15 protein-coding genes are annotated in these 17,066 nt (G+C 54.1%); 8 read left to right on the forward strand and 7 right to left on the reverse strand.

The annotated features are described in order from the left end of the window. Positions 1 to 205: 205 nt before the first annotated feature. Entirely contained in the window at positions 206 to 2,083 is a 1,878-nt protein-coding gene (locus H7U06_RS02010; protein WP_175624552.1) for a potassium transporter Kup, read from the forward strand. 59 nt (positions 2,084 to 2,142) lie between these two features. On the opposite strand, the gene rarD is transcribed toward H7U06_RS02010, so the two are convergent. From rarD to H7U06_RS02025, 3 genes are all read right to left on the reverse strand, one after another. Then, complete coding sequence (gene rarD / locus H7U06_RS02015; protein WP_175624553.1) at positions 2,143 to 3,033, reverse strand: EamA family transporter RarD; 891 nt, start codon at positions 3,031 to 3,033, stop codon at positions 2,143 to 2,145. Positions 3,034 to 3,234: 201 nt separating this feature from the next. After that, positions 3,235 to 5,409: a TonB-dependent receptor domain-containing protein gene (locus H7U06_RS02020; RefSeq protein WP_175624554.1), complete on the reverse strand. Its 2,175-nt coding sequence runs from the start codon at positions 5,407 to 5,409 to the stop codon at positions 3,235 to 3,237. Positions 5,410 to 5,754: 345 nt separating this feature from the next. Continuing rightward, entirely contained in the window at positions 5,755 to 6,816 is a 1,062-nt protein-coding gene (locus H7U06_RS02025; RefSeq protein WP_175624555.1) for a GGDEF domain-containing protein, read from the reverse strand. A 685-nt stretch (positions 6,817 to 7,501) separates the two neighbouring features. On the opposite strand from H7U06_RS02025, the gene H7U06_RS02030 reads away from it, so the two are divergent. The 6 genes from H7U06_RS02030 (at position 7,502) to H7U06_RS02055 (ending at position 11,542) form a co-directional block, all read left to right on the forward strand. Next, a complete protein-coding gene (locus H7U06_RS02030; protein WP_175624556.1) occupies positions 7,502 to 7,843 on the forward strand; it encodes a helix-turn-helix transcriptional regulator in 342 nt (113 codons plus the stop codon). A gap of 35 nt (positions 7,844 to 7,878) precedes the next feature. Beyond that, a complete protein-coding gene (locus tag H7U06_RS02035) occupies positions 7,879 to 8,379 on the forward strand; it encodes an arsenate reductase ArsC (protein WP_175624557.1) in 501 nt (166 codons plus the stop codon). Positions 8,380 to 8,409: 30 nt separating this feature from the next. Beyond that, entirely contained in the window at positions 8,410 to 9,699 is a 1,290-nt protein-coding gene (locus tag H7U06_RS02040; RefSeq protein WP_175625187.1) for an arsenic transporter, read from the forward strand. 12 nt (positions 9,700 to 9,711) lie between these two features. Continuing rightward, positions 9,712 to 10,443: an arsenical resistance protein ArsH gene (gene arsH, locus H7U06_RS02045; protein WP_175624558.1), complete on the forward strand. Its 732-nt coding sequence runs from the start codon at positions 9,712 to 9,714 to the stop codon at positions 10,441 to 10,443. 328 nt (positions 10,444 to 10,771) lie between these two features. Then, positions 10,772 to 11,269: a DUF2165 family protein gene (locus tag H7U06_RS02050; protein ID WP_175624559.1), complete on the forward strand. Its 498-nt coding sequence runs from the start codon at positions 10,772 to 10,774 to the stop codon at positions 11,267 to 11,269. Positions 11,270 to 11,335: 66 nt separating this feature from the next. Next, positions 11,336 to 11,542: a heavy-metal-associated domain-containing protein gene (locus H7U06_RS02055; protein WP_175624560.1), complete on the forward strand. Its 207-nt coding sequence runs from the start codon at positions 11,336 to 11,338 to the stop codon at positions 11,540 to 11,542. A 65-nt stretch (positions 11,543 to 11,607) separates the two neighbouring features. On the opposite strand, the gene H7U06_RS02060 is transcribed toward H7U06_RS02055, so the two are convergent. The 3 genes from H7U06_RS02060 to H7U06_RS02070 form a co-directional block, all read right to left on the reverse strand. Beyond that, positions 11,608 to 11,937, reverse strand: coding sequence for an antibiotic biosynthesis monooxygenase (locus H7U06_RS02060; protein ID WP_175624561.1), 330 nt, complete (start codon positions 11,935 to 11,937; stop codon positions 11,608 to 11,610). Between the two features lie 89 nt (positions 11,938 to 12,026). Next, on the reverse strand, positions 12,027 to 12,449 hold the full coding sequence (cueR, locus tag H7U06_RS02065) for a Cu(I)-responsive transcriptional regulator (RefSeq protein ID WP_175624562.1): 423 nt from the start codon (positions 12,447 to 12,449) through the stop codon (positions 12,027 to 12,029). A gap of 27 nt (positions 12,450 to 12,476) precedes the next feature. Then, positions 12,477 to 14,909, reverse strand: a complete 2,433-nt coding sequence (locus H7U06_RS02070; protein WP_175624563.1) for a heavy metal translocating P-type ATPase — start codon at positions 14,907 to 14,909, stop codon at positions 12,477 to 12,479. 312 nt (positions 14,910 to 15,221) lie between these two features. Here H7U06_RS02070 and H7U06_RS02075 point away from each other — a divergent pair, with 312 nt between their 5' ends. After that, the gene (locus H7U06_RS02075; RefSeq protein ID WP_370458601.1) at positions 15,222 to 16,517 is read left to right on the forward strand and encodes a PepSY-associated TM helix domain-containing protein; all 1,296 of its coding nucleotides are present in this window, start codon (positions 15,222 to 15,224) and stop codon (positions 16,515 to 16,517) included. Here the strand turns inward: H7U06_RS02075 and H7U06_RS02080 are convergent. Further along, positions 16,514 to 16,849 carry a CzcE family metal-binding protein gene (locus H7U06_RS02080; RefSeq protein WP_175624565.1) on the reverse strand — a complete coding sequence of 112 codons (336 nt, stop codon included), beginning with the start codon at positions 16,847 to 16,849 and terminating at the stop codon, positions 16,514 to 16,516. The genes H7U06_RS02075 and H7U06_RS02080 overlap by 4 nt on opposite strands. Between the last annotated feature and the right edge of the window lie 217 nt (positions 16,850 to 17,066).

Below are 17,066 nucleotides of genomic sequence, written 5' to 3' on the forward strand. Positions count from 1 at the left end.
AAGCCTGATAGCCGATATCGATGGATATATCGGTGACAAAAGGCTTTAAGGGGTTTTAAAACCGAAAATTTGGCGGTTTGTAAACTAGGGCTGGGCGAGATTCAACTTTAGTGCAACACTGTCTATGCATATGGTTATATTTTCTTGCATTATGGAGTCGCTTATCCTATTGTGCGACGCACCATCCTTCTAAAGAGAGCACTCTTTGGCTTCACCAGATAAAAAAAGCAGCCTCGCTGCATTGACTCTGGCCGCTGTCGGCATAGTGTACGGCGACATTGGTACCAGTCCTTTATATACGATGAAAGAAGTGTTCTCCAAGGAACACGGCCTGGCTCTCACCCCGGAAAACCTGCTCGGCGTCGTCTCGCTGATTGTCTGGGGCCTCATCGTTATCGTTTCCCTTAAATACGTCACACTAGTGCTGCGCGCGAATAATCGCGGCGAAGGCGGCATCATGGCCCTGATGGCGCTGGCACTTTCTTCCGTCACGCGCAATTCACGCTGGTACTTCCCGCTGCTGGTCATGGGTTTGTTCGGTGCCACGCTGTTCTACGGCGATAGCGTGATTACTCCCGCGATTTCCGTACTCTCAGCGATTGAAGGCCTGAGCGTCGCGACCGAAACCTTTGATCCTTATGTGGTGCCGCTGACGGTGGCCGTACTGGTTGGCTTGTATTCGTTGCAGGCACGCGGCACGGCTGGTATCGGCAAATGGTTTGGTCCCATCATGGTGATCTGGTTTGCCACACTGGCAGTGATGGGTGTGATCAACATCATTGATGCGCCGCAAATCCTGTATGCACTCAATCCTTGGCATGCATTGCACTTCCTCGACGGTAATCGTTTCCTCGCTTTCATCGCGCTCGGCGCTGTAGTGCTCGCATTCACCGGCGCGGAAGCGCTGTATGCCGATATGGGGCACTTCGGCGCCAAGCCTATACGCATGGCGTGGTTCATGGTGGCGTTCCCGGCGCTGGCTTTGAACTACCTTGGACAAGGCGCGTTGCTGCTGATGCATCCGGATGCCGTAACCAATCCGTTTTATCAGCAACTCGGTGCATGGAGTATTTATCCGCTGGTGGCCCTGTCGACGATGGCAGCCATCATTGCATCGCAGGCGACGATTTCCGGAACATTCTCCATGACCAAGCAAGCGATCGCCCTGGGCTTCCTGCCGCGCATGAAGATTGAATTCACGTCGGCCAGCCAGATCGGTCAGATTTATATTCCTGCGGTGAACTGGTTGCAAATGACCGTGGTGGTGATGGCCGTGGTCGGTTTCGGTTCGTCGTCCGACCTGGCAGCAGCATATGGTATTGCCGTGACAGCTACCATGCTGGTGACCACGATACTGACCTTCTTTGTGATCCGTTATCGCTGGAAATACAACCTCTTGTTGTGCCTGGCTTCGACCGGTTTCTTCCTGGTGATAGACCTGAGTCTGTTCTCGGCAAATATGCTCAAGCTGTTCCACGGTGGCTGGTTCCCGCTCTTGCTCGGTATGATTTTGTTTACCCTGATGCTGACCTGGAAACGCGGTCGCGAACTGGTATTCGATAATTTGCAAAAACATGCGATTCCACTCGAAGACTTCCTCGCTTCGCTGTTCATTTCGCCACCGACCCGTGTGCCTGGCACCGCGATCTTCCTGCGTGGTGAATCAGATGGCGTGCCGCACGCAATGTTGCACAACCTGTCGCATAACAAGGTGCTGCATGAGCGCGTCGTGTTCCTGACTGTACGCATGATGGAAGTGCCGTATGTGCCGACTACCGATCAGGTACGCATCCATTTGCTGGGCGATGATTGCTATCAGATGGATGTGACTTACGGCTTCAAGAACGTGCCGGATATTCCTGCGGCGCTGGAGCTGGCCAAGGATCAGGGACTGGAATTTGAAATGATGGAGACTTCATTCTTCATCGCACGCCAGACCGTGGTGGCGAATCCTGTGCGCGGTATGGCGCTGTGGCGTGAACACATCTTCGTCGCGATGTCGCGCCATGCACGCGGTGCAGCGGATTACTATCAAATCCCATCCAACCGCGTGATTGAACTGGGTACCAAAGTAGAGATTTAAGCGTAGTAGACGGAGAAAGAGAAAAGGCAACACAGCTGTGTTGCCTTTTTTATGTGCGCTTACTTTTGTGTATCGCTGCTTGCAGGTCGGTAGTTTTGCCACACGCCATCTGCTGAATACAAGCCCAGTGCGATCCAGATTGCGGCAAAGCCGATCAGGCGCGCGCTATTGAATGGCTCGTGATACAGCCATACGCCGACCAGTAATTGCAAGGTAGGCGTGATGTATTGCAGCAGTCCGAGGGTGGAAAGCGGAATGCGTCGTGCGGCGCTGGCAAACATCAGCAAAGGGATGGCGGTGATCGGACCTGCAGCCACCAGCAACCACTGCGAAGTAGCGGGTGCGTGGATAAAACTATTTTGCCCATTCCACGCCATCACGCTTAACGCCAGGATGGCTAGCGGAAACAGCAACAAAGTTTCCAGCGACAAGCCTTCCAGCGCACCCAGCGTAGCGGTCTTGCGCAATAAACCGTAGGTACCAAAAGTCAGGCCCAGTGTCAGGCCTATCCACGGCAAATGTCCGTTTTCCCAGGTCAGCCAAGCTACCCCGACAGCAGCAATCAATACGGCTGCCCACTGCATGCGACGCAGTCGCTCACCCAGCACTAGGAAACCGAGCAAGACATTCACCAGCGGCGTCATGAAATAACCGAGGCTGGCATCGATGATGCGGTCATGATTCACCGCCCAGATATACACAAACCAGTTGGTCGAAAGCAGCAAGGCGCTGGTGGTAAACCCTGCCAGTACTTTGGGTTGGCGCAAGACCGTGCTCAACCACGTCCACTGCCTGCGCACGGCGAGCACGATCAGCAGGAAACCGAGCGCCCACACCATGCGATGCAGCAGGATTTCGAGCGGCGCAATGTCGTGCAGGGATTTGAAATAAATCGGAAACGAGCCCCAGGCCAGATAGGCGCAGAGTGCGTACAGCATGCCGGGATTCATGATGGATAAGTCCGTAAAGTAGGGCGGAAAAGTTGCCCTGAGTAACGGAAGGATTATCCCAGTAATCGGCAAAGCGCGTTTTTGTCAGGAAAAAATGAGGGTTTGCCTGGCGACGTACGAGCAGGAAGAAAAAAGCGCACTACAGCCAGGAGGCCGTCGTGCGCGAGAGGGTACTGCAGAGAGAAATATTTTAGTCAGGCATCAGAACGTGTAGTTCGCGGCGATCCACAGACGACGTGGTTCCATCGTGCTGATGTATTGGTTGGCGAAGCTGGCAACCGGAGCTGCTGGAGTGCCGCTTGTGGTCGTGACCGGACGGTAATCAACAAAGTTTTTATTAAATACGTTATTGAGAGCCATATTGAAGGAGAGCGCTTTGTTTACCTTGTATGTGCCGCCCAGGTTCAACAATGCGTATGACTTGTAATCACCCAATAAGGTTTTGGTATTGGTAAATCTTCCGCTATCTTCACCGCGGTAACGTTTGCTCTTGTACTCAGCTTGCGCCCACAGATTCAGTTGTTCCGAGAAGCGCCAATCCAGTTTCACGTTAGCTGCGTGCTTAGGTGTATTTTCCAAAGGTCGTCCAATGTTGACGCCACTTTTTTGTTCACTATTGGTATAGGTATAGTTGGCCGCTACTCTCCATACGCGAGCAAATTCCAGACTGGTTCCCAGTTCCAGACCTTTTACTGTTGCGCTGTCTACGTTAACTGGAAAACTTCCTGCGGCGCCGCCACTGGGTGGAATGTAGCCGCTGAGGTTGCTAATCGCATTCTTGAAATCTGTCTGGAATACGGTCGCATTGGCACGAAAGCCTTGGTTATTGTCGAAGTAGGTGCCGAACTCAGCGCTGACACTGCTTTCTGGCGTAAGCGCAGGATTGCCATACAACGGCGTAGTGCCCTGACCACCGATGCCGGAAATGCCATCAACTAATTGTTCCAGGTTAGGTGTGCGATATGCTTTGCTGACACCGCCTTTCAAGGTCCATTGATCTGTTGTATTCCAGACCAGGTACACACGTGGTGTAGTGGCGCCGCCAAATGTGCTGTGGTTGTCATGGCGGACACCGACAGTCAATGCCAGATCTTTGCGTATGCGCCATTCATCTTCAGCAAAAATACCAACTTGCTTTTGATCAAAAGCACGTGTGGCAATCGCATCCGTCATCTTGGCTTCCCACCATTGCGCACCGACGGTCAGCATGTGGTTGTCCAGCGAAGTCACCAGCTTGGTATCAAAGATAGTGCTGGTTGACTCGAGTGTACGGGGTGAGCCGGCCGGTTTGCCGCCCGGCGCATTATTTGGAATGGTTCGACCTATGGTTTCAGTTTTGGTCTGGCTGATACTGGATTCCAATACGCTATTAGCCATGCGTAGTGTGTGCGCCAGAGTGACTTGATCACGATTGAATTTTTGCTGAGGCAAATAGCCGCGATAAGTGCCAGGTCGATCCAACGTACCAAGTTGACCACGGCTGTTGTCGTAGGTTTGACGGGCTCGGTCTACATCAAGCGAGATATCGTTGTTTTTGTTCGGTGTGAAAGTCAGTTTTACACCAGCGTTGTCGACCGTCGATTTAACCGGATCATTACCCAGGGTCAGGCTGTTAGGCAGTTTGCCCGGCCATTGGATATTGGAGTCATCGCGATGGAATCTGCGCGCCCGCACTTGCAGACCCAACAGATTCTCTACCAATGGGCCACTCAGATAGACACTACCAGCCTGGGAATCGCCGAATTGCGATTCGCCTTGAAAGGTAGCTTCCGCGGTGACCGTACCAGACCAGACTTTGCCGACTTTGCGCGTAATGATGTTGATCACGCCGCCCATCGCATCGGAGCCGTACAGCGTGGACATCGGTCCGCGGATGACTTCGATACGTTCGATGGCTGCCGGTGGTGGCAGGAAGGATGTGGATGTTTCGCCGAAGCCGTTAGGGGTGACTGTGCCCGCGGCATTTTGCCTGCGGCCATCAATCAGGATCAGTGTGTAGCGGCTGTTCATGCCGCGCATGCTGATATTCAAGCCACCGGTTTTGCCAGGTGCGTCGCCTACGTCTACGCCTTCAACGCCGCGCAAGGCTTCCGCGATGTTGTTGACGCGGTTGGATTCCAGTTGTTCACGTGTGATGATGGTGATGCTGGCAGGCGCTTCCTTAATGGTTTGTTCGAAACCCGAAGCACTGACCACGACTTCTGCCAGGTGCTGATCTGAGGTTTGTGCAATTGAAGAGGCCGAGACAAGCATCAATGCTGCCGCCAAAGGCCAGCTCCGGCGAACATGGCGCTCCAGTGCACTTTCGGCGCGGGAAGTGGTGGTCGTTGACGGGTCAAATGGACGTGCGCCATCCGGTGATTGCATTGCTGCCATGCTTGCTCCAAAAAAAGGGGATCCCCAACAAGGGTGTCGATGGCTGGCTAGTACACAGGGGAAATGGAGCGGGGGACGTCCTACTTCGGTGTTTGGCTGGCTGGTCTTTAACGTTTTCTTAACGTAAATTTAACGCGATATTAATGCAAACGAGAATGATTTGCAATATCGATGAAGGGACCAATGCGCTTGTTGAGAGTTTTCTTGCGAGTAGTGTGGTGTATTTGATGCACGCGCGCGCAAGACTCCGACGTAGCCGGAAGATTGCTAAGAGAAAACGCAAAAAATACGGAGAAGAATGAAGATGGAGGATGCGCAGGCCAGGCCAGCCGACGCACCATAGGCTTAACCTTCGGCCGGATCGTCGAAGAAGAACTCTACCGATTCCGCCTTTTTGCCGACCTGCAGCAAGCCCTGATCCAGCAATTCGTCGTAATAGCAGACCTGGTTGCGGCCGTGGTCCTTGGCGTAGTACAACGCCTGGTCGGCGCGACCAAGGATGACGACCGGAGTTTCCTGCGAGATGCTGGCGAAGCCGATGCTGACGGTAATTTGCCCGACTTGCGGGAAGGAGTTTTGTTCGATGTTGGAACGGAAGCGTTCAAACACCATTTGCGCATCGGCCAGCGTCGCCGAGCGTAACAGCACGACAAATTCCTCGCCGCCGAAACGGAAGACGCGATCCTGTGCGCGGAAGGAGGTGCGCAGTACGTTCGCCACCAGGATCAACACTTCGTCGCCGTACAGATGACCGAACTGGTCGTTGACTCGTTTGAAATGGTCGATATCGATGACGGCCAGCCATTGCGATTTTGATTCTGCATGATGACGGCGCTCGTTGTCATCACGTGTCACCGATTCGGATGGTTTGGCATTTACCATGCGCGCGAACTTCTCGTCGAAGGTCTTGCGATTGAGCAGGCCGGTCAGCGAATCGCGTTCGCTATAGTCGAGCAGGCTTTGATAGTTGCGGTAGACGCTGAGTATGCCTTCCATCACTTGCAGCATCTGCGCTGTAAACGGCTGTGTATGCGCAATTTCCAGGCAGGTCGAGACTTTGTCGTTTTGCCAGATCGGGATCCACAACACGTGCTGGCCGTTTTCGCGGGTTTCTTCGAGGCGGGCCTTGCGTTGCGCGATGCAGGCGACCAGGCCGGGAAAAGACACGATAGGTTCGCCGGGCTGATCGGACGAGGATTGCTCTTCATCCACGGTTTTGACGGCGCCGCCGGAAATCCACACACGTGGACGCACGAACAGTTCGCCACGTGACTGGAATAATTCCATCACACGCGCCTCGGCTACGCCGACCATGTTCAACAAGGCGGTCATGACCGAAATGTCGAGCAGATCGTGGTCGCGGTGGCCGGTGATCTCTACCAGGTGATCCAGTAGCGATCCCATCATGAGGGGTTCTGAGGTGCTCACACGTTATCCATGCAAAGACTTCGACCAGAAGATGTAGTGTGTATCCGTGTGAGCATGAGGCGTGACTTCAAGAAAAATTTTCTATCAAGAGAAGCTAATTTCAAGAGCGCAAGGGAAGCAATTAAGCTGCTTTTATTGGTTTTTATTGCTTAATTAGTTAGAACCATTCTATCTGAATAGAAAGCAACAAATCCCTGGCTTGACGCATGGAAACCATATTTTACGTTTGCTTTTTTTCCTTGCTATGACATGGGGTGTGGTCAACTGACACGCCGTTTTCGAAAAGTAACAAAATAGTTTCCATGCGGTAATTTAATCGCGTGCATATTCTGTGCCCGGCGTTTTTCTGCGTGGAAAACACTGTGTATGGACGCCGGAACGGCAAAGATGTGCGACATCACTTTTAGCTACAGCGAGGTGCGTGCAAGCAGCATACTTGGAGCAATCTTTGCGCATAATCTTTGCCCGGGATGTTCATGTTTGCACCTGCTGTCTTGCTCATCGTGCGTGCCGCAAAGAGCCGCATGTAGGTAAGCGAAATGCGGGTGCACCGCAGGAGGGCATGCATGGTCTTGTCGCTGTGCATCTGCACCTTTCCTGTTCAATTGATTAACAGGCATCCAAATATTTTGCATCAATTCCATAATTCGACTATTATCGAATCATGGAAACCAAAAACGCTATCACTTCCCTTGCCGCGCTCGCGCATGATTCCCGCCTTGCCGTGTTCCGTCTGCTGGTGCAGGCCGGACCTGAAGGCCTGGCCGCCAGTAAAATCAGCGAGGCGCTGGAAATCCCACCGTCCTCACTGTCTTTCCACCTGAAAGAACTGAGCCATGCAGGTTTGCTGACCGGCACCCAGGACGGTCGCTACATACATTACGCAGCCAACTACGACGCCATGAATGGCCTGATCGCCTTCCTGACCGAGAACTGCTGCGGCGGAAATCCGTGCACGCCGGTATGTACTCCGGTATGCGATGACACGAAAACAGCAACGCGCTGATTCCAACAGTTTTTCACTCACTGCAGGTTCATCAAATGTTAGACAAGACTTTTAATGTACTTTTCCTTTGTACCGGCAACTCAGCGCGCAGCATCATGGCGGAAGCCTTGCTGTCGACCATGGGGCATGGCCGCTTTCGGGTTTTCAGTGCGGGTAGCCAGCCGGGCGGCACGGTCAACCCGTTTGCCGTCGAACTGGTAAAGACGACCGGCTATCCAAGCGAAAATTTGCGTAGCAAGAGCTGGGATGAATATGCAGCGGATGGCGCGCCGAAAATGGATTTCATCATTACCGTGTGCGACAACGCCGCCGGGGAAGTCTGCCCGATCTGGCCGGGACAGCCGATCTCTGCACATTGGGGTTTTGAAGATCCTGCCGCTGCGCAAGGCAGCGATGAAGAAAAACGCGCAGTCTTCCACAAGGTTTTCAAACAAATCATGGGACGGGTGAATACATTCGTCAGCCTGCCGATCGCCATGCTGGAAAAAAACGCGATTCATCACGAACTGAAAAAGATAGGCGCAAGCAGTGTCTAGTCTGCTCTTCTTGCGCAAGTGCGGGATGTGATGCTGACCGCTTTCCTCATATTTATCGCCACCATCGTTTTGGTGATCTGGCAGCCGCGCGGTTTAAAGATAGGGTGGAGCGCCAGCATAGGTGCTGCGCTGGCATTGCTCAGCGGTGTAGTGCTGCCGACAGATATCGCCATCGTGTGGGGCATAGTCTGGAATGCCACCATCAGCTTCATCGCCATCATTATCATCAGTCTGTTGCTGGATGAGGCGGGCTTCTTTGCATGGGCCGCGTTGCACGTAGCGCGCTGGGGGCGCGGCAGCGGACGGCTATTGTTTGCGTATCTGGTTTTGCTGGGCGCACTGGTCGCCGCCTTGTTCGCCAACGATGGCGCTGCATTGATACTGACCCCCATCGTGATCGCGATGCTGACGGCATTACGGTTCAGCCCCGCCGCGACACTGGCCTTCGTGATGGCAGCGGGCTTTATCGCAGACACCGCCAGCCTGCCACTGGTGGTATCCAATCTGGTGAATATCGTCTCCGCGGATTACTTCAAGATAGGTTTTGCCGAATACGCATCCATCATGCTGCCGGTGAACCTGGTGGCGATTGCGGCGACGCTGGGCATGCTCCTGCTCTTCTACCGACGCGACATTCCCGCCAACTACGATGTCGACAGCTTGCAACTTCCTCGTCAGGTGATACGGGACCCTGCCACTTTCCGCGCCGGATTCTGGGTACTGGGTTTGTTGCTGGCGGGCTTTTTCGGCCTGGAACCTATGGGTGTTCCTATCAGCGCGGTGGCGAGTTCAGCCGCCATCATCCTGCTGATAGTGGCTGCGCGCGGCCACCTGATTTCGACGCGCAAGGTACTGCAGGATGCACCATGGCAGATCGTGCTGTTCTCACTCGGCATGTATCTGGTGGTGTACGGCTTGCGTAATGCAGGCATGACCGATTACCTGGCAATGGTGCTGAATCATTTTGCTGAATACGGCGTGTGGGGTGCTGCACTGGGCACTGGTTTGCTGACGGCTTTGCTTTCTTCGGTGATGAACAATATGCCGACGGTGCTGGTCGGCGCACTGTCGATAGATGCCAGTACTGCACAAGGCGTAGTGCGTAGTGCGATGATTTACGCGAATGTCATAGGCAGTGATCTCGGTCCCAAGATCACGCCCATCGGCAGCCTGGCTACTTTACTCTGGTTACATGTGTTGGCGCGCAAAGACATCCGCATCACATGGGGCTACTACTTCCGTGTTGGCGTCATATTGACCTTGCCAATTTTGCTGATGACCCTGATTGCACTGGCATTGCGTCTGCAATGGACTTTATAAAGCACATCCATCATGAACACATTTGATGATAAAAGCCTGCCGGCGTTTGCGCTGAACCAGATTGACATCCCAACGCCGGAGAAGCTGGCGATTCCTTCGCACTACACGCATGCACCGCGCATATTGCTGTTGTATGGCTCATTGCGTGAGCGTTCTTTCAGTCGCTTCCTGACCGAAGAAGCAGCGCGCATCCTGCTGCATTTCGGCGCGGAAGTGCGCATCTTTGATCCGCGCGATTTGCCGATTGCAGGCAGCGTGGCTGAATCGCATCCTAAGGTGGTGGAGTTACGCGCATTGAGTATGTGGTCCGAAGGGCAGGTGTGGTGCAGTCCGGAGCGGCATGGCACGATTACCGCCGTGATGAAAAACCAGATCGACTGGATACCGCTGGAGCAGGGCGCGATGCGTCCCAGCCAGGGACGTACGCTGGCGGTGATGCAAGTCAGCGGTGGTTCGCAATCCTTTAATACCGTGAATACGATGAGGGTACTGGGGCGCTGGATGCGCATGTTTACGATACCTAACCAGTCATCGGTAGCCAAAGCTTACGATGAGTTCGACGCGGCAGGGCGCATGAAGCCTTCGCCATACTACGATCGCCTGTTTGATGTGATGGAAGAGCTATACAAGTTCACGTTGCTGCTGCGCGAACGTAGCGATTACCTGACAGATCGCTATAGCGAACGCAAACAACGCCACGTAGAAGAGTTGAAGTCCACCGCTCCCGCAGTAGATGTGATCTGACCTTACACATGCGGTATTGCTTAATGGTCTATAACAATACCGCTATGGGAAAACTGGCAGATCTCAAGTAGAATCATTTCCACCAAAGTTGGGCTCATCCAGTTCGCTGACTTATTTCCAAGCTGAGTCAGCCAGCTTCAGGTAACGCCAGTCCCGATACTCAACTGGATTCCTGTAGTTCCCACGATGCATTTCGTGCACCGTATCTTTCCCGCCTACTGATTACCCCGTGCTTTGCAGTTTTGCTGCAAGGCTGCAACACGTGCGTCTGCTGTCAGTGTGAGGGCAAGAACGGATTCCAACTAACCCATCAAAAGGAGTAAAGATCATGATGATCCGTTTGTCCAAAATCGCTATGGTGCTGGCCATGGCCCTGTTCGCATCACTTGTCAGCTTTGGCAATATCACTGACTATCAAACCAACTTTGCGTTTGTGCACCATGTGTTTCTCATGGATACCACTTTCCCCGGTAACAGTATTACTTACCGTGCGATTGAATCGCCGTTCATACAGCACGCCGGTTATATCTTCATCATCGCGCTGGAAACCGCGACTGCACTCCTGTGCTGGATAGGAGGGTTCAAGTTATGGCAAGCGCTTAAGGGCGATAATGTCGCTTTCCGCCGTGCCAAGAAATACGCAATCGCTGGTTTGACCCTGGGTTTCCTGACCTGGCAAGTCGGCTTTATGTCGGTAGGTGGCGAGTGGTTTGGTATGTGGATGTCGAAAGAGTGGAACGGCGTGCCGGATGCCAGCCGTTTCTTTACGACATTGTTGCTGGTGCTGATTTATGTCGTGATGTCGAATGACGATATCGATGAATAAGGCTTGACCTTCCTACGGTGGGAAGGTCTACAGTGTAGTCAGTTGTCCCACTTAAGGAGTCTGGTCATGTATGAATTGCAAGTTGAAGAAATGAGCTGCGGTCATTGCGTAAGCAAAGTGACCAAAACAGTACTGGAAGTAGATGCGTCAGCGAAAGTAGAAGTCGATCTGGCGCAGCGCAAAGTGCGTGTGCAGTCGGATGCTGCGCTGGAAGATATCTCTGAAGCGATCAGCGATGCAGGTTATCCGGTGACTGCCAGCGCTACTGTTTAAAAAGCAGCGCAAAAAACAAAGAGCGAGTTGGCTATGCCACTCGCTCTTTTTTATCGTCTGGGGATTTAATCCTTGCTCGTCAATTCCGGCAGCTGTGTCAATACATCGTCGCCATATGTACGCAGGACTTCGGAAATGATGACCCGATATCCGTCCAGCCAATTGGCCTGTGCTGCTTTCGCCTGTAAATGTACCGGGTGCTGGATCAGGGCTTGCAGTGAGTCCAGCGTATCCCAGTAGTAAACATTGGACGTCAGTCCGTTGCTGGTATTTTCCCAGCTTTCTTCACCCAGATAGCCGGGCATGGTCTTGGCGGCGTCCGCGATGATGCGATCGAGTCTGTGGAACTCATCATCGAACTGTTTGGTGGCGAAGATAAAAGTAGATGAATACATGGCCGCTATCGGTAGAGATACTGGGACGGCACATTCTAATCCGCAAAACTGAACGCGTATGTATGTTGTGCGCTACAGGGCAGACGCAATCAATGCGAACAACAGCCGCTGCTTTCCTCGCCATCAGCCTGCGCCAGTCCTTGCAGGATAGGGCAATCTGCACGCGCATCGCCATTGCAGGTTTGCGCCAGGTGCTGCAGGGTGTCGCGCATTTCAGTTAATTCCGCCACGCGCTTATTCAGGTCTTCCACATGGGCCAGCGCGATGGCCTTTACATCGGCGCTGGCACGATGTGCGTCATTCCACAGTGACAGCAAGTCGCGGATCTGGTCCAGTGCGAAACCCAGTTTGCGTGCACGCTTGATGAAGCGCAGCGTGTGCAAATCGTTTTCGTTATAAGTGCGGTAGCCAGCGTCGCTACGCGCACTTGGTTTGATCAGCTGGATGCTTTCATAGTGCCGGATCATCTTGGCGGTGATGCCGGATGCATGTGCTGCTTCGCCGATATTCATACTATGTCCTTTCGTTCTGGGTGTTGCTTACTTACTGTCATGCCCGGCGCTCGGATGCCAGCGGCGCAGCAGCAGTGCATTGCTGATCACGCTGACCGAGCTGAAGGCCATCGCCGCACCAGCGAGCATAGGATTGAGCAAGCCGAATGCTGCCAGTGGAATGCCGACCAGGTTGTAGATAAACGCCCAGAACAGGTTCTGGCGGATCTTGCTATAAGTGCGGCGCGAGATATCGATCGCATCTGCCACCAGTGACGGATCGCCACGCATCAGTGTGATACCCGCCGCATGCATCGCAACGTCGGTACCGGTCGCCATCGCAATGCCGACGTGAGCCGCTGCCAGCGCAGGCGCATCATTGATGCCATCGCCCACCATCGCGACGATATGGTCCCCCTGTTGCAACTCGGTGATCTTGGCGGTTTTGTCGGCCGGGAGCACTTGTGCGATTACCTGCTTGATGCCGAGTGCGCTACCGACTGCATTCGCGCTGCCGTAGTTATCACCGCTCAGCAACACGGTATCTATGCCGAGTGCATTCAGGCTGGAAATTGCGCGTGGTGCGCTGTCCTTGATTTCATCGGCAAAGGCGATCAGGCCCAGCAATTCCCTGGGCTCATCTGCCAGTGCCAGCCATGAAATTGTATGGCCGGTGTTTTCCAGTTCCTGCGCGCGTTCAGTGAGCGCGCCGCCATTCAGGCCCAGCTCTTCTATCATGCGCGAGCTGCCGAGTTGCAGGCGACGACCATTGATGACGGCGGCGACACCGCGGCCGGGTAAGGCTTGTACTTCGCTGACCGGCAGCAGTTCTATATTGTCTTTGCGTGCGGATTCGATGACTGCATGTGCCAACGGATGCTCGCTGCCGTTCTGGATGGTGGCGGCCAATTGCAACAAGGTCTTGGCTGGTATGCCATTGCCTTGCATCGCCGCGACTTGCGGTTTGCCCAGGGTCAGGGTGCCGGTTTTATCGAACACGACGGTATTGACGCGATGGACTGTTTCCAGCGCTTCCGCATCCTTGATCAGGATGCCGGCTTTCGCGGCGACGCCGGTGCCAGCCATGATGGCGGTCGGAGTCGCCAGGCCGAGCGCACATGGACAGGCGATGACGAGCACGCTGACCGCATTGATGATGGCGGTTTCCATACCGGCACCGGCCAGCCACCAGCCGATCAGGGTGGCGAGTGCGATCAGCAAAACGATAGGGACGAAGATCGCGCTGACTTTGTCGACCAGACGCTGGATAGGTGCTTTCGCCGATTGGGCGTTCTCTACCATGCGGATGATGCGTGACAAAGTGGTCTCGGCACCGACGGCGTCGGTACGCACCAGCAGCAAGCCATCCGCATTGATGGAAGCACCGGTTACTTTGGCGCCGACCTGTTTGACCACCGGCAGGCTTTCACCTGTAATCAGCGATTCATCGACCTGGCTATTGCCTTCGATGATGGTGCCGTCTACCGCGATGCGTTCACCGGGGCGTACCACCACGATGTCGCCGACCTTGACCGAATCGATAGCCACATCGGTATCCACACCATCGCGGCGTACGCGGGCGGATTCGGGACGCAGTTTTTGCAGCGCGCGGATGGCGGAGGCGGTTTGTTTCTTGGCACGTGCTTCCAGCCATTTGCCGAGCAGGATCAGGGTGATGACGACGACTGACGCTTCAAAGTAGAGATGCGGCATATGGTCGGGCATCGCGGTCAGCAGTAAATAGATGCTCAGACCGTAAGCAGCGCTGGTGCCCAGCGCGACCAGCAAGTCCATATTGCCGGTGCCTGCCTTGACTGCGTGCCAGCCTGCTTTATAGAAGCGCGCACCGAGCCAGAACTGCACCGGGGTTGCCAGCGCCCATTGCAGCCAGCCCGGCAACATCCATTCGATACCGAAGGGTTGCAGGAACATCGGCAGTACCAGCGGGATGGCGATCAGGGCGGAGTACATGACCGGCAGCCAGTCTGGGGCCGATTTCTGTTCGCTTGCCTGTTGTGTGGTTGGTGATTTGGTCAGCGGCAGCGCTGCGCCATAGCCAGCTTTTTCTACTGCCGCGATCAGGGCTGAGTTGCTGGTGCCGCGATTGACTTTGACTTGTGCGCGGTCGGTGGCGAGGTTGATGCTGGCGTCGAGTACGCCATCAACCTTGCGCAAGGCTTTTTCGACACGGCCAGCGCAAGAGGCGCAGGTCATGCCTGTGATGTCGAGCGTGACTTCTTCCTGCGGCACTTCGTAGCCCGCTTTTTCAATTGCCTGCCGGATCATGTCGGCCTGGACTTGCGAGGTCGCCTCAACCGCGACTGAATCGGTGGCGAGATTGACACTGGTTTGTTGCACGCCGGGTATGGCATTGATGGCTTTTTCCACGCGGGATGCACAGGACGCGCAGGTCATGCCCGCCACATCAAGGGTGATGCGACGGAGATTGTTTGCAGCTGTTTGTGACTGGGCGGTCGTCATGATGGACTCACTGGTGACTGTAGATGTAAGCAGTGTCGACCTTACCATGATGGGAAGGTCAAGGGCTTTTTTCAAGGGTGGCGAAGAATAGTTAGCCTCGAAGAATAGAGGCGAAAATCAATGTGAGTATGTACTCACTATTAATTCCTTCATTGCAGGCAATGATGAAATCAAGAGATACGGGTACAAACCTGGGTGAGAATATTCCTTATAAATAGGAATGATACGCATTATAATTACGCGATCTGCGTTGCCCGCAGCGCTCTCCAGCGTGGGTGACTACCTACACTTATATAGATACTGACCATCATGTTGCGTGGATTATTTGTCTTATTGCATCGCTGGTGTGGCCTGACGATTGCACTGTTCCTGCTGATCTCCGGCTTGACCGGTGCGGTGATTTCCTGGGACCACGAGCTGGATGAATGGCTCAATGATTCGCTGTTCAAAGTGGACAGCCGCGGTCCTTATAAGCAATCGATGGATCTGGTCAAGGTGGTCGAGCAAGCTGATCCACGTGCCACCGTGACCTTCATGCCTTTGCAGTTTGAGGAAGGTCACTCGGCCTTGTTTGGTGTGAGTGCCAAGGTTAATCCGGCTAGCGGTCGTTTGTATGAGCTGGGTTATAACCAGGTATTTGTCGACCCGGTCGCCGGACGCATAGTCGGCCAGCGCGAGTGGGGCGCGGTATCGTTGTCACGTGAAAACCTGCTGCCTTTCCTCTACAAACTGCACTACAGCCTGCACATCCCGGAAATGTGGGGCATAGATGAGTGGGGTGTCTGGTTCATGGGCATTATCGCCATCATCTGGGTGGTCGATTGCTTCTTTGGCTTCTATCTGACTTTACCGGTACGACGTGAAAAGAAACTGGCAGCAGTGCAAGCCGGTGGCAACGACAATCGCAAAACCTGGTGGCAACGCTGGCAACCGTCATGGCGTGTGCGCTGGAGTGGCGGTTCGTACAAACTCAATTTCGATTTGCACCGCGCATTCAGCCTGTGGACCTGGGGCTTGCTCTTCATCCTGGCGTTCACTGCGTTCTCGCTGAATCTGTATCGCGAAGTGTTTTATCCGGTGATGTCGCTGGTGTCGAAAGTGACGCCTGGTCCCTTCGATGTACGTACCCCGGTTGATCCGAAGCATCCTATATTGCCTGTCCTCGGCTTCCCGGATGCGATACAGAAAGCGACCGCCGAAGCGAATCAGCGTGGCTGGAAAGAGCCTATCGGCAGTGTGTTTTACTCAAATACCTTTGGGATCTATGGCGCCAGCTTCTTCCATCCTGGCGATGACCACGGTGGTGGCGGGGTAGGGCCAGCGGCGCTGTACTTCGATGGCAAGAATGGTTCTTACCTCGGTAATCGTTTGCCGTGGCAGGGTACGGCAGCAGATATTTTCCTGCAAATGCAGTTCCCGTTGCATTCAGGACGCATCCTCGGTTTGCCGGGACGCATCCTGATTTCGCTCATGGGCTTGCTGGTTTCCATGCTGAGTATCACCGGTGTGGTGATCTGGTGGAAGAAACGCAAGGCGCGTGTCCGTTCCGAAATCCAGGTACGTAACGCCGTCATCGCCAAAGGCGATTTGCCACAAGCGACTGCTTAATCCCGTCCTATATACATAGGGTCGGGCGAGACATAAGCGACGATGCGCCGGTTCAACAGTCCGGGCGGCGCAACCAGTTGCAGGTCGAAGGATGTGACGGTGAAGCCGACATAGAAATGCCAGGCAAAGGATTTGTCACCGACCACGAAGTTGATGATTTCACCGCCTTCGACATTTACCCATTTGGTATCAGGTGTAATCACGATGGTGCGTATTGCCGCTGCAGCGGTGGATGGGTAGCCGAGCAAATCGACGCGGGTCGTTTCGGAAAATGCCGGTGCGCTGAGCATCATGCATGCGGTAAAGGCGAGGGTAAGTAATCTGGTCTGCATGGCAGCCTCCGGGCGTGGGTAGTACTTGTTCTGTAACGTCTTCTGCAACTTATGCTGCAAAGGTGCTCCGTTTAGAGCGCCGATTCATCATACAGGTTCCACTGTTTCTCCATCGCATGCCTTACATGACATCGCCGGCAAGCATCCGCGTTTCACGCGACAATATATCTTTTTGATATATCCAAAGCCAAAATGGATGATTTACAAGCGCGGCGCG

This window comes from Herminiimonas sp. Marseille-P9896, assembly GCF_903993245.1.
GTDB classification, from domain to species: Bacteria; Pseudomonadota; Gammaproteobacteria; order Burkholderiales; family Burkholderiaceae_D; genus Oxalicibacterium; species Oxalicibacterium contaminans.

Bases quoted from the DNA above. Each gene is read 5' to 3' on its own strand.
- H7U06_RS02050 (WP_175624559.1), top strand. From the start codon at position 10,772: ATGATGATCCGTTTGTCCAAAATCGCTATGGTGCTGGCCATGGCCCTG.
- rarD (WP_175624553.1), bottom strand. From the start codon at position 3,033: ATGAATCCCGGCATGCTGTACGCACTCTGCGCCTATCTGGCCTGGGGC.
- H7U06_RS02035 (WP_175624557.1), top strand. From the start codon at position 7,879: ATGTTAGACAAGACTTTTAATGTACTTTTCCTTTGTACCGGCAACTCA.
- H7U06_RS02040 (WP_175625187.1), top strand. From the start codon at position 8,410: ATGCTGACCGCTTTCCTCATATTTATCGCCACCATCGTTTTGGTGATC.
- cueR (WP_175624562.1), bottom strand. From the start codon at position 12,449: ATGAATATCGGCGAAGCAGCACATGCATCCGGCATCACCGCCAAGATG.
- H7U06_RS02030 (WP_175624556.1), top strand. From the start codon at position 7,502: ATGGAAACCAAAAACGCTATCACTTCCCTTGCCGCGCTCGCGCATGAT.
- H7U06_RS02055 (WP_175624560.1), top strand. From the start codon at position 11,336: ATGTATGAATTGCAAGTTGAAGAAATGAGCTGCGGTCATTGCGTAAGC.
- H7U06_RS02070 (WP_175624563.1), bottom strand. From the start codon at position 14,909: ATGACGACCGCCCAGTCACAAACAGCTGCAAACAATCTCCGTCGCATC.
- H7U06_RS02020 (WP_175624554.1), bottom strand. From the start codon at position 5,409: ATGGCAGCAATGCAATCACCGGATGGCGCACGTCCATTTGACCCGTCA.
- H7U06_RS02080 (WP_175624565.1), bottom strand. From the start codon at position 16,849: ATGCAGACCAGATTACTTACCCTCGCCTTTACCGCATGCATGATGCTC.
- arsH (WP_175624558.1), top strand. From the start codon at position 9,712: ATGAACACATTTGATGATAAAAGCCTGCCGGCGTTTGCGCTGAACCAG.
- H7U06_RS02060 (WP_175624561.1), bottom strand. From the start codon at position 11,937: ATGTATTCATCTACTTTTATCTTCGCCACCAAACAGTTCGATGATGAG.
- H7U06_RS02025 (WP_175624555.1), bottom strand. From the start codon at position 6,816: ATGATGGGATCGCTACTGGATCACCTGGTAGAGATCACCGGCCACCGC.